Source organism: Streptomyces sp. NBC_01276, assembly GCF_041435355.1.
GTDB lineage: Bacteria > Actinomycetota > Actinomycetes > Streptomycetales > Streptomycetaceae > Streptomyces.
Genome location: NZ_CP108442.1, coordinates 3,229,022 through 3,240,414 on the forward strand (window position 1 = coordinate 3,229,022; position 11,393 = coordinate 3,240,414).

Annotated in this window: 13 protein-coding genes; 8 read left to right on the top strand and 5 right to left on the bottom strand. The window is 72.3% G+C overall.

Annotation, left to right across the window (positions count from 1 at the left end; all coding sequences use genetic code 11):
• Positions 1-6: 6 nt before the first annotated feature.
• Entirely contained in the window at positions 7-1,017 is a 1,011-nt protein-coding gene (locus tag OG295_RS14045; protein WP_371677174.1) for a polyprenyl synthetase family protein, read from the bottom strand.
• A 211-nt stretch (positions 1,018-1,228) separates the two neighbouring features.
• Between OG295_RS14045 and OG295_RS14050 the strand changes: the two genes are divergently transcribed.
• The 3 genes from OG295_RS14050 (at position 1,229) to OG295_RS14060 (ending at position 5,919) form a co-directional block, all read left to right on the top strand.
• A complete protein-coding gene (locus OG295_RS14050; RefSeq protein ID WP_371681190.1) occupies positions 1,229-2,725 on the top strand; it encodes a peptide MFS transporter in 1,497 nt (498 codons plus the stop codon).
• Between the two features lie 22 nt (positions 2,726-2,747).
• Positions 2,748-4,754: a CocE/NonD family hydrolase gene (locus OG295_RS14055; protein WP_371677175.1), complete on the top strand. Its 2,007-nt coding sequence runs from the start codon at positions 2,748-2,750 to the stop codon at positions 4,752-4,754.
• Between the two features lie 100 nt (positions 4,755-4,854).
• Positions 4,855-5,919: a hypothetical protein gene (locus tag OG295_RS14060; RefSeq protein WP_371677176.1), complete on the top strand. Its 1,065-nt coding sequence runs from the start codon at positions 4,855-4,857 to the stop codon at positions 5,917-5,919.
• 59 nt (positions 5,920-5,978) lie between these two features.
• Here the strand turns inward: OG295_RS14060 and OG295_RS14065 are convergent, their stop codons facing one another.
• Genes OG295_RS14065 through OG295_RS14075 form a run of 3 tightly spaced genes read right to left on the bottom strand, consistent with a single transcriptional unit; the run spans position 5,979 to position 7,220 of the window.
• Positions 5,979-6,173, bottom strand: a complete 195-nt coding sequence (locus tag OG295_RS14065) for a DUF397 domain-containing protein (protein WP_371677177.1) — start codon at positions 6,171-6,173, stop codon at positions 5,979-5,981.
• Between the two features lie 19 nt (positions 6,174-6,192).
• Positions 6,193-6,387 carry a DUF397 domain-containing protein gene (locus OG295_RS14070; protein WP_371677178.1) on the bottom strand — a complete coding sequence of 65 codons (195 nt, stop codon included), beginning with the start codon at positions 6,385-6,387 and terminating at the stop codon, positions 6,193-6,195.
• Positions 6,384-7,220 carry a Scr1 family TA system antitoxin-like transcriptional regulator gene (locus tag OG295_RS14075; protein WP_371677179.1) on the bottom strand — a complete coding sequence of 279 codons (837 nt, stop codon included), beginning with the start codon at positions 7,218-7,220 and terminating at the stop codon, positions 6,384-6,386. Before OG295_RS14075 ends, OG295_RS14070 begins: the two co-directional genes overlap by 4 nt.
• 154 nt (positions 7,221-7,374) lie before the next feature.
• Between OG295_RS14075 and OG295_RS14080 the strand changes: the two genes are divergently transcribed.
• Both OG295_RS14080 and OG295_RS14085 read left to right on the top strand, forming a co-directional pair.
• Positions 7,375-7,566 (top strand): hypothetical protein, encoded by a 192-nt coding sequence (locus tag OG295_RS14080; RefSeq protein ID WP_371677180.1) that lies wholly within the window; start codon positions 7,375-7,377, stop codon positions 7,564-7,566.
• 88 nt (positions 7,567-7,654) lie between these two features.
• Positions 7,655-8,059, top strand: coding sequence for a hypothetical protein (locus OG295_RS14085; protein WP_371677181.1), 405 nt, complete (start codon positions 7,655-7,657; stop codon positions 8,057-8,059).
• Here OG295_RS14085 and OG295_RS14090 read toward each other — a convergent pair.
• Positions 8,050-8,856: an HAD family hydrolase gene (locus OG295_RS14090; RefSeq protein WP_371677182.1), complete on the bottom strand. Its 807-nt coding sequence runs from the start codon at positions 8,854-8,856 to the stop codon at positions 8,050-8,052. The genes OG295_RS14085 and OG295_RS14090 overlap by 10 nt on opposite strands.
• A 141-nt stretch (positions 8,857-8,997) precedes the next feature.
• On the opposite strand from OG295_RS14090, the gene fahA reads away from it, so the two are divergent.
• The 3 genes from fahA to OG295_RS14105 all read left to right on the top strand — a co-directional run bounded on the left by fahA (position 8,998) and on the right by OG295_RS14105 (position 11,391).
• A complete protein-coding gene (fahA, locus tag OG295_RS14095) occupies positions 8,998-10,227 on the top strand; it encodes a fumarylacetoacetase (RefSeq protein ID WP_371677183.1) in 1,230 nt (409 codons plus the stop codon).
• A 134-nt stretch (positions 10,228-10,361) separates the two neighbouring features.
• Positions 10,362-11,132, top strand: coding sequence for a GntR family transcriptional regulator (locus OG295_RS14100; protein ID WP_371677184.1), 771 nt, complete (start codon positions 10,362-10,364; stop codon positions 11,130-11,132).
• Positions 11,133-11,163: 31 nt separating this feature from the next.
• Positions 11,164-11,391 (top strand): ferredoxin family protein, encoded by a 228-nt coding sequence (locus tag OG295_RS14105; RefSeq protein ID WP_371677185.1) that lies wholly within the window; start codon positions 11,164-11,166, stop codon positions 11,389-11,391.
• Positions 11,392-11,393 lie beyond the last annotated feature (2 nt).

An 11,393-nucleotide genomic window follows, 5' to 3' on the forward strand; every position in this document is an offset into this window, starting at 1 on the left:
GACGGCTCAGCCGGCGCGGTGGACCACCGCGTCGCAGAGCTCCTCCAGGGCCGACTTCGCGAAGCACTCCGGCAGCGGGGCGAGCGTGGCGCGCGCGTCCTGCGCGTACTGGATGGTGTCGCGGCGGGCCTGTTCCAGCGCGGGGTGTACCCGCAGCCGGGTGAGCACCTCGGCGAGCCGGGCGTCGTCGCTCAGGTCCCCGTCCAGCAGCCGTACGAGCTCCAGGTCCTCCTCGCGGCCGTCGCGCTCGGCCATCTCCCGCAGCCGCAGCACGGGGAGCGTGGGAATGCCCTCGCGCAGGTCGGTGCCGGGGGTCTTGCCGGACTCGTGGGAGTCGGAGGCGATGTCGAGGACGTCGTCGGCGAGCTGGAAGGCGGTGCCGAGGCGCTCGCCGTACTGGGTCAGGATGTCGACGACCGACTCGTCGGCCCCGGACATCAGCGCGCCGAAGCGGCCGGAGACCGCGATCAGCGAGCCGGTCTTGCCCGCGATGACGTCGAGGTAGTGCGCGACCGGGTCGCGGCCGTCGCGCGGGCCGGCCGTCTCCAGGATCTGGCCCGTCACCAGCCGCTCGAAGGCCTCGGCCTGGATGCGCACGGCCTCCGGTCCGAGGTCGGCCAGGATGTGGGAGGCGCGGGCGAACAGGAAGTCACCCGTCAGGACGGCCACGGAGTTGCCCCAGCGGGCGTTGGCGCTCTCCACCCCGCGGCGCACGTCCGCCTCGTCCATGACGTCGTCGTGGTAGAGCGTGGCCAGGTGGGTGAGCTCCACGACCACCGCGGACGGCACGATCCCGGGCGCGTAGGGGTCGCCGAAGCGGGAGGCGAGCATCACCAGCAGCGGCCGGAACCTCTTGCCTCCGGCGCGCACCAGATGCTGGGCGGCCTCGGTGATGAAGGGGACTTCGCTCTTGGTGGCTTCCAGCAGACCCGCCTCGACGGCGGCCAGTCCGGCCTGGACATCGGTCTCAAGAGCCTGGTCCCGCACGCTCAGTCCGAACGGCCCGACGACGGTCACGAGGGGTACTCCTGTCTGCTGACGATCACGCTGACGATCACCTGGATTGTCGATGTGTCGCTGCCATCACTCAAGCCAGCGTATCCGGTCTGTTTTCGATCACCCAGAGCGCCTGCCCGGTCGCCACGTGCGCATCGCCCGATGCGCACCGGTATGTTCGTAGGGACCCGAAACAACCGGAGAGTACGTTTTGTCCAGAATTGTGACCGATATAGACGAACCCAGGGACCCGGAGGCGGACCAGCCGCCGCCCGGTGACGACCAGGCCTTCCTCGGTCACCCCAGGGGTCTCGCCACCCTCTCCGGGCTGGAGGTCTGGGAGCGGTTCTCCTTCCTCGGCATGCAGGCCATCCTCGTCCTCTACTTCGCGGACACGGTCGCGAACGGCGGCCTGGGGATGAACCCGGCCACGGCCGCCTCCGTCTCGGCGGCCTACGGGACCATGGTCTACCTCGTCTCCGTGGCCGGCGGATGGCTCGCCGACCGCATCCTCGGTTCGTACCGCGCCGTCCTCTCCGGCGGCATCCTGATCGCCTGCGGCCACTACGCCATGGCCGTCCCCACGGCCACCATGACCTGGGTGGGCCTCGGCCTGATCAGCGCGGGCACCGGCCTGCTCAAGCCCAACGTGGCCAGCATGGTCGGCAAGCTGTACCGGACGGCCGACCAGCGGCGCGACGCCGGCTTCGCCCTGTACTACATGGGCATCAACATCGGCGCCTTCGCCGGACCGCTGGTCACCGCCTGGCTCGGCGAGAACAAGGGCTGGCACTGGGGCTTCTCCGCCGCCGCCGTCGGAATGACCGCCGGGCTGGTCCAGTACGTCCTGGGACGCCGCCATCTGGCCGGACGCAAGCACTCCGCCGAGTACGCCCTCGCCCCCGACGCGATGCGCGCCGCCGTCCGGAGGATCGTCGGCGGCTGCGTCGCCCTCGCCGTCATCGCCACCCTCCTGGCGGTCGTCGGCTGGTTGACGATGGGCCGTCTCGTCGACCTCCTCACCCTCGCCTCGGTGATCGCCCCGGTCGTCTACTTCACGCTCATGTTCCGCAGCCCGCGCGTCAGCGCCGAGGAACGCGGACGGCTGCGCCCGTACGTGGTCCTCTTCCTGGCCTCGGTCGCCTTCAACTTCATCCTCTTCCAGGCCTACTCGACGATGATGCTGCTGGCCTCGACGAACGCCCGCACCGAGATCCTCGGCTTCGACTTCCCGGCCGGCTGGTACGCCTCGGCGCTCGGCGCCTTCGAGGTGCTGCTCGCCCCGGTGGTGGCCGCGCTCTGGGCCCGCATGGGACCCCGCCAGCCGCACGCCTCCAACAAGATCGCCATCGGGGTGATCCTGGGCGGCCTGTCCTTCCTGCTGATGGTGATCCCCACCTCGGGCCACGGCGGGGAGGCCTACCGGATGGCCGCCTGGTGGATCGTCGGCTCGTACCTGCTGCTGGGGCTCGGCGACGTGCTGCTGGAGACCTCCGGCATGTCGGCCACCACCAAGCTCGCCCCCAAGGCCTACGCCGGCCAGACGATGGCCCTGTGGTTCCTCTCCCTGGCCCTCGCCAACGGCATCCAGGCCCAGGTGGTCAAGGTCTACGGCACGGTGTCCGACCCCGTGTACTTCGGCGTCAACGGCGCCGTCGCGGTCGCGGCGGGCCTGGCCGTGATCGCGATGGCGCCCTGGCTGCGCCGCACGATGCATCCCGTCCACTGAGGGGACCGGTGAACCCACTCCGATGATCATCCGAACCGACTTTCCGTACGCGACCGCCCACGAGGACGTCCGGATCCCGATGCCCGACGGCGTCGAGCTGTACGCCCGGATCTGGCGCCCGGTGACGGACGAGCCCGTCCCGGCCCTGCTGGAGTACCTCCCGTACCGGCTCACCGACTGGACCGCCCCGCGCGACGCCCAGCGCCACCCCTGGTACGCGGGCCACGGCTACGCCTCCGTACGGGTCGACGTGCGCGGCCACGGCAACAGCGGGGGCCGCCCCGGAGACGAGTACGACGCCCGGGAACTGGCCGACGGGGTCGCGGTGGTGGAGTGGCTGGCCGCCCAGCCGTGGTGCACGGGCGCGGTCGGCATGTTCGGGATCTCCTGGGGCGGCTTCAACAGCCTCCAGATCGCCGCGCTCGCCCCCCGGGCGCTGAAGGCCGTCGTCACCGTCTGCTCCACCGACGACCGCTACGACAACGACGTGCACTACATGGGCGGCTCGGTGCTCGCCGTGGACATGCACGCGTGGGCCGCCACGATGCTCGCCTTCGCCTCCCGCCCGCCGGACCCGCGCTACGCCGGGGACGGCTGGCGCCGGCAGTGGCTGGAGCGGCTGGAGGGGATGGAGCCCCTGATCCACACCTGGCTCTCCCACCAGACCCGGGACGCCTACTGGCGCCACGGAAGCGTCTGCGAGGACTACGGGGCCGTCCGCGCGGCCGTCCTCGCCGTCGGCGGCTGGCACGACCCCTACCGGGACACGGTCCTGCGCCTGGTCTCCGCCCTGCCCGCCTCCCGCGTCCGGGGGCTGATCGGCCCCTGGTCGCACCAGTACCCGGACCGGGGACTGCCGCCGGGCCCGGCGATCGGCTTCCTCCAGGAGACCCTGCGCTGGTGGGACCACTGGCTCAAGGGCGAGGACAACGGGGTCATGGAGGAGCCGCTGCTGCGCTCCTGGATCAGCGAGTCGCACCGCCCCGCGACCGTGTACGAGCGCCTGGAGGGCCGCTGGGCCGGCGACCGGGCCTGGCCCTCCCCCTCGGTGGTACCCGTCTCGTACGGCCTCCAGGGGCCCCCGGTGGTCGTGGCCTCGCCCCAGCACACGGGGCTGGACGCGGGCCGCTTCTTCCCCTTCGGCAACGCCGCCGACCTGCCGCCGGACCAGCGGGAGGAGGACGCGAAGTCGGCCTGCTTCGAGTTCCCGGTGGCGCCGGGCGAGCCGGTGGAGATCCTGGGCCGCCCGTCGGTGACCCTGCGGCTGCGGATGGACGTCCCGTACGGGCAGGTCGTGGCCCGGCTGTGCGACGTCGCTCCCGACGGCTCCTCGACGCTCGTCACCCGGGGCGCGCTGAACCTGTCCGCGCGGCGCGGGCGGGACCGGGCGGCGCCGTGGACCCCGGGCACGCAGGAGGACGTCACCTTCGAGCTGAACGGCATCGGGCACGCCTTCCCGCCCGGCCACCGGATCCGCCTCGCGCTGTCCTCCGCGTACTGGCCGTGGATCTGGCCCCGGGCCGGCTCGGAGGCCGGCTGGACCGTGGACCCGGAGGGCAGCACCCTCGAACTCCCGGTCCGCTCGGGCTCCCCCGCCACCGACTCGGCCATCGTCTTCGAGGCCCCGGAGCAGGCGGAGCCGCTGGGGGTCTCCTACCCCGAGACCCTTGACGGGCCGCGCCCGGAGCGGCTCGTCGTACGTGACGTGGCGCGCGGCACCTGGCGCCTGGAGGTGGACCCCCGCTACGGCGGCACCCGGGTCTACCCGGACGGGCTGGAGTACGAGGAGGAGGCGGCGGAGGTCTACGAGATCCAGGACGCGGACCCGCTGTCGGCGTCCTGCCGCTCGGAGTGGCGGATCCGGCTCCACCGGCCGGAGGAGGGCTGGGACGCGCGGGTGGAGACCCGCTCGGAGATCACCTGCGACGAGGGCGGCTTCCTCACCTCGAACGAGGTGGTGTGCCGGGAAGGTGACGAAGTCGTCTTCCACCGCACGTGGGAACGCCGCCTGCCGCGCACGGCGGGCTAGGGTCCGGGCGCGGCTGCCGGCACAAGTCCCGGTGCGACCGCCGAGCACCGTCGTGGATCGGTGCTCCGCGGTGTCAGAGGGCGCTGGCAGCATCGTCGTCATGGATCTCGTCCGTACCACCCCGCCGCGGCCGCTCGACGTCACCGCCGTCTTCCCCCGACTGGCCCCGCTGGCCCGCACGGCGACCCGGTTGCACCCCCGCCCCGGAGCCCCTTCGGTGCACGACAGTTCGGTCGGCGGGCCCCTGCTGTGGCCCGCCGACGAGCCGTGGCCGCACTGCGACGCCCCGCACGAGGGTGAGGAGCTCGCCCTGGCCGAACTGCGCCTGAAGCAGCGCATCCGGGCGAGCGAGGCGATGCACCCGGACGGTGATGCCCCCGTCCCGGAGTACACGCCCGAGGAGCGAGCGTTCCTGGACCGGCTCAACTCCGACGAGACCTGGCACGACAGCTCGTGGCTGGAGGGCCCGGTCGCCCTGCTGCCCCTGGCCCAGCTCTACGTGCGTGACGTCCCCGTGCTGCGCCCGCCCACCCGGGGCGGGGCGGACCTGCTCCAGGTGCTGTGGTGCCCCTTCGACCACCCTCCGGAGCACTACATGCCCAGGACCGTGCTGGTCTGGCGGTCCGCGGCCGATGTCACCGAGATGCTCACCTCACCCCCGGAACCGCCCCTGGTGGTCGAGGAATACCTGCCGGAGCCGTGCGTGCTCGCGCCGGAGCAGGTCACCGAGTACCCCAGTCGCGCGGAGTTGAGCAAGGAACTGCGGGAGCAGATCGGGGACTGGAGCCTGTGGCAGGCAGCTGACGCCCATGTGGACAGCTCCTACGCCCCCTACCCGGACGAGTTCTACGGGAGCCACCTGTCCATCGCCCCCGGCTGGAAGGCCGGCGGCTGGCCCATGTGGGGCTACACCGACCCCGCTCCCCGGTCCTGCCCCGCGTGCGGCACCGCGATGGACCCGCTGCTGACCATCGCCACCTTCGAATGGGACAGCAGCAACGGCAGCTGGATCCCGTACGAAGACCAGGCCGCCGCGTCCTCGACCGACCCCCGCTACCGCGACCTGACGCAACCGACCCGGATCCAGATCGGCAGCGGCTACAAACAGCAGCTCTACTTCTGCCCGGCGGCTCCGGAGCATCCCCACATCGAGTTGATGCAGTAGCCGGCCTGAGGGCGGCCGAACGGGCCCCCGGGCTGCCCGCCCGGGGCCCGCCGGGCCGCTCAGACGGCCTTGAGACCGTCGACGAAGGCGGAGAACACGTCGGCGGTGAAGCCGAGTTCGGGGCCGTCGGTGCGCTTGGAGTCCCGGACGGGGACCACACCGCGCGACGGGACGAGGTTGGCGGCGACCTCGACGCAGGCGCCGCCGTTGTTGCTGTAGGAGGACGTGAACCAGCGGGGGGATTCGATCGTCACGAGGTACCCCTTCTCGACGTCAGACGACCTTCAGACCGTCCACGAAAGCGGAGAACGCGGCAGCGGTAAAGCCGAGTTCCGGACCATCGGCGCGCTTGGAGTCCCGGACGGGGACCACACCGCGCGAGGCGACGAGGTTGGTGGCGACCTCGACGCACTGGCCACCGTTCTCGCTGTAGGAGGACTTGAACCAGCGGGGGGATTCGGTCGTCACGACGTGCCCTTTCGTAGCTGATCGATCATGGCCACAGAAGCCGCCTGCGAGTGCGCTCCGGCCTGCAGTTGATGGTAGGCCGTCAGCATCGGCACCACGGAGTTGTTGTCCCGTTCCAGATGTCCCCGTTGGGCGGATTCGGAGTAGGACATGATCGAGCGGTCGGGCAGCGTCAGCACCGTGACGGGCAAGCTGAGCGGGCGACGCTCTCCCATGTCGAACGGAGCGACCTGGAGGACTGTGTTCGGCAATTCGGCGAATTCGAGCAGTCGCGTGAACTGCTCCTCCATGAGTGCGCGTCCGCCAATGGGGCGACGCAAACAGCTCTCGTCCAACACCACGAACACCAGCGGCGGAGGAGTGCGGAGCAGTGCCGCCTGCCGCTCCGAGACGACCGCGATTCGCTCCCTCGCGTGATCCGCAGTGATGGTCCCTCTCTTGACGGTGCTCTCGGTGACCACCGTCGCGTACTCCGGCGTCTGGAGCAGTCCCGGTATGACGCCGACCTCGTACAGCCGGATCTCCACCGCCCGGCTCTCGTAGCCGAGGAACTCCGGGAAGCCCTCCAGCAGGACGCCGTGCCGGATCTCCCGCCACTGGCGTTCGAACGTGTTCTCGGTCCCCGCGGTGCCGAAGACCGCGTCCGCACTGCGCGCGAAACGCAGAGTAGAAATCTTGCGCCCGGTTTCCACCGCCGAGACGTGCGTGCTGGAGTAGCCCAGCCGCTTCCCGAGCTCCTCCTGCTTCCAGCCGCGCTCTTCCCGCGAGCTGCGCAGACGTGCCCCGAAGGCGGCTTCGGGGCCCGCTTCGGGGTTCAACTCCTTGCGATTCACAGGCTCGTGACCGATCTTCCGTTCCGCACTGGCAAGTTGAAGTGTCCCCACCGCCCGGCCACTCTGAACCCGCTTGGTAGTGGCATCGCTACGGAGAGGAACCGCCGTGTGTGGAACGCCCCTTCCCCCGCCCCCCGTTCCCGGAACCCTCGTCGTGGACACCGGCCGCGACGACCGTCTCGGGGAGTTCCGGGGCCTCGCCGGACCGTACTGGGCGCTGCGGCCCGTGCGCGGGGGCCCCGAGTGGGAGGCGGAGCCGCGCGAGGTGCGGCTCGCCGACCCCATGGAGCGGCTCCGGGCCGAGATCGCGCGGCGCAACGCCCTCAGCGTGGAAGGCCGGCCGTGACGCCCCGCCTGGAGGCCGTGGCCGTGACCCTCGGGGCCGTCGCCTGGGTCGGCTGCGTGGCCTGGATCGTCGCCCGGGGGTGGGCGTCGTGAGCGGCCCCTGCCGTACACCCGGCCTCCTGTCGGCCGACCACCTCGACGCCCTCGCGGAGCTCCTCGCCGGAAACGCCCGCGCCCTGCGGGCCGCGCTCGGGGAGGGCCCCGAGCTGCGCTGCGCGCTCGAACGCCACTCCGGCCCCCATATGGACCTGGTCCACGACACCGGCTCCGGCACCGCCCTGTGGGCCCAGTGGCCCGGGCCGGGCGGCGGCGACGACGGGTGGCTGGAAACAGTCGCCCTCCTGCCCGACTGCCCCGCCACCGCCCCCGGCCGCGCCCCCGGCCGCGCCACCGGCTGCTGGGCCTACCTGGCCCACCCCGGCGCGCACACCTGGGAGCTCACCCCGCCCTGGGCCGTCGGACGGAGTCCGGCGCAGCGGCGCGTTCAGGAATAGAGCCGTTCCAGGACCACCGCGATGCCGTGCTCCTCGTTCGAGAGGGTCACCTCGTCCGCGACGGCCAGCAGCTCGCGGTGCGCGTTGGCCATCGCCACCCCGTGCGCCGCCCAGGCGAACATCGGGACGTCGTTCGGCATGTCGCCGAAGGCGATCGTCGACGACGCCGGCAGGTCCAGGACCTCGGCCGCCCGCGCGAGCCCCACCGCCTTGTCGACTCCGGGCGGCTGGAGCTCCACCGTGTGCTCCCCCGCCATCGTGACGTTCACCAGGTCCCCGACCACCGCGCGCGCCGCCCGGGTCAGCTCGTCGTCGTCCAGGTGCGGGTGCTGGAGCAGCACCTTGTTGATCGGCGCCGACCAGAGGTCGTCCCGCTTCCCGACCCGGACCATGGGCAGGTGCGGGTGCCACATCCGGTAGCCCGGCCCCATCAGGGTCTCCCCGTCGAGCCCCTCCTGGTTGACCGCCGCGTAGACCTCGCCGATCTCGGCCTCGATCTTGCCGAGGGCCACCTCCGCCAGCCCCCGGTCCATGGAGACGGAGTGCAGCAGGCGGCCGCGCGCCGTGTCGTACACCTGCGCGCCCTGCCCGCACACCGCGAGCCCCGTATACCCAAGATCCTCCAGGATCTTCCGGACCTGCGGGACGGGGCGTCCGGTGACCACGATGTGCTGGGCTCCGGCCGCGCGCGCCGTGGCGAGAGCCTTGTGCGAGCGGGCGGAGACGGTGTCCGCGGTGCACAGCAGAGTCCCGTCCAGGTCAGTGGCGATCAAGGCATACGGAAGGGCGGAAGTCACGGCGCCAAGGATACGGACCCCATTGGACAAGTCCTACAAATAGCGCCCGAATCCGGCCTCCCACAGACCCCACCAGACACGTAACGTGTCAGCCAGCCCCCGGGACACCCCCGGACCGCATGGAAAGCGAGGCAGTACCCCATGCCCCAGCAGAGCCCCCTCGACGTTCCCGAGGGCGACCCGTTCGGGCCGCACAACCTCCCCTACGGCGTGTTCAGCACCGCGCAGGAGCCGGAGCGCCGCCGCGTCGGCGTGCGGATCGGCGGGCACGTGCTCGACGCCGGGGCCGTCGCCCTCGCGCTCGGATCCCCGTACGCCGGGCTCCTCGCCCAGGGCTCGCTGAACCCCCTGCTGGCCGCCGGCCGCACCGCCTGGCGGGACGTGCGCCGCGCGCTGACCGCCTGGGTGACCGACCCGGGCCACCGCGGGACCGTCGAGCCGCACCTGCTGCCGCTCGACGCCGTCACCCTGCACCTGCCGTACGAGGTCGCGGACTACGTCGACTTCTACGCGAGCGAGCACCACGCCACCAACGTCGGGAAGATCTTCCGCCCGGACGGGGACGCGCTGACCCCGAACTGGAAGCACCTGCCGATCGGTTACCACGGCCGGTCGGGAACGATCGTGGTGTCGGGCACGGACGTCGTGCGGCCCTCCGGGCAGCGCAAGGCCCCCACCGACGCGGCGCCCGTCTTCGGGCCCTCCGTCAAGCTCGACATCGAGGCCGAGGTCGGCTTCGTCGTCGGCACCCCGTCCGAGCTGGGCCGCCCCGTCGCGCTCGGCGACTTCGAGGACCACGTCTTCGGCCTCTTCCTCCTCAACGACTGGTCCGCACGCGACGTCCAGGCCTGGGAGTACGTGCCGCTCGGCCCCTTCCTCGGCAAGTCCTTCGCCACCTCCGTCTCCGCCTGGGTGACCCCCCTGGAGGCCCTGGACGCGGCCCGCGTGGCCCCGCCCGCCCGGGACTTCCCGCTCCTGCCCTACCTCGACGACTCCGCGGCCGACCGCCCCGGCGGCTTCGACCTGCGCATCACCGTCTCCATCAACGGGCAGGAGGTGGCGCGCCCGCCGTTCGCCTCGATGTACTGGACCGCCGCCCAGCAGCTGGCCCACATGACCGTCAACGGCGCCTCGCTGCGCACGGGCGACGTGTACGGCTCCGGCACCGTCAGCGGCCCCGAGGTCGACCAGCGCGGCTCCCTCCTGGAGCTCACCTGGAACGGCCGCGACGCCATCGAGCTGGCCGACGGCAAGCGCACCTTCCTGGAGGACGGCGACACCGTCACCCTCACCGCCTGGGCCCCCGGCGCCGACGGCACCCGCGTCGGCCTCGGCGAGGTCACCGGCCGGATCGTGGGCTCCGCCCGCTAGACCCCTCCGGCGGGGTGGCGGATCTTCCCGCCGCCCCGCCGGAACCGCAGGTCAGAGCCGGTGCGGCGCGGCCCGTTGGTGGCGCAATACTGCGGCAACACCATTGCCCCCGCACCCCCGGTACGTTCCCTGCCATGCCAGCCGAACGCACCTCCGCACGCACCGTCCCGGTCGCCGCCGCGCGCCGCCGGCGGCTGCGCGCGGACCAGGCGCGCCAGCTGGCCGACCTGCTGCGCCACCAGATCCTGGCCGGCGCCTTCCCCGCCGGCGTGCTCCCCCTGGAGGACGCCCTCGCCGCCGAGTACGGCGCCGGCCGCAACACCGTCCGCCAGGCCCTGGACCTGCTGCGCGGCGAACGCCTCGTGGAGCGCCGGCCGGGCGTGGGCACCGTCGTCGTCTGCGAGAAGTACCCGCACGGGCTGGACCGGCTCCAGGGCCTCGCGGAAACCCTGCGCGAGCACGGCGAGGTCACCAACGAGGTCCGCACGGCGGGCCCCGTCCGCGCCCCCGCCCCCGTCGCCCGCCGCCTCGGCCTGCCCGAGCACGCCGACGTGCTCTACGTCGAACGGCTGCGCCTGCTGAACGGCCTGCCGCTCTCCCTCGACCTCACCTACGTCCCCCTGGACATCGGCGCCGCCCTCCTGGACTGCGACCTGGAGCACACCGACGTGTTCCGGCTGCTGGAGGAGCTCACCGGACAGCCGCTCGGCCACGCCGAGATCACCGTCGAGGCCGTCAACGCCGACGCGCACTCCGCCGCCGTCCTCCAGGCCCCGCGCGGGGCCGCCGTCCTGATGCTGGAACGGCTCACCCACCTCGCCGACGGACGCCCCGTGGACCTGGAGTTCATCCGCTTCCGCGGCGACCGCATCACCATGAGCGGCCTGCTGCGCCGCGCCCTGTGACACCGCCCTCCCCTTCCTCCTGGAGACAGCCATGCCCGTGGTCCCCCAGCGCGGCGACGTGCCCGTGACCATCGACGAATCGCTGTGCATCAGCGGCTGCACCCTCTGCGTCGACATGTGTCCGCTCGACTCGCTCGCCATCCGCGAGGAGGACGGCACCGCGTACATGCACGTCGACGAGTGCTGGTACTGCGGACCGTGCGCCGCCCGCTGCCCCACGGGCGCGGTGACCGTCAACATGCCCTACCTGCTCCGTTGATA

What these genes read in the sequence shown, in the direction of transcription:
- fahA (WP_371677183.1), top strand. Translation starts at nt 8,998, where the DNA reads ATGCCCCAGCAGAGCCCCCTCGACGTTCCCGAGGGCGACCCGTTCGGG.
- OG295_RS14105 (WP_371677185.1), top strand. Translation starts at nt 11,164, where the DNA reads ATGCCCGTGGTCCCCCAGCGCGGCGACGTGCCCGTGACCATCGACGAA.
- OG295_RS14100 (WP_371677184.1), top strand. Translation starts at nt 10,362, where the DNA reads ATGCCAGCCGAACGCACCTCCGCACGCACCGTCCCGGTCGCCGCCGCG.
- OG295_RS14055 (WP_371677175.1), top strand. Translation starts at nt 2,748, where the DNA reads ATGATCATCCGAACCGACTTTCCGTACGCGACCGCCCACGAGGACGTC.
- OG295_RS14060 (WP_371677176.1), top strand. Translation starts at nt 4,855, where the DNA reads ATGGATCTCGTCCGTACCACCCCGCCGCGGCCGCTCGACGTCACCGCC.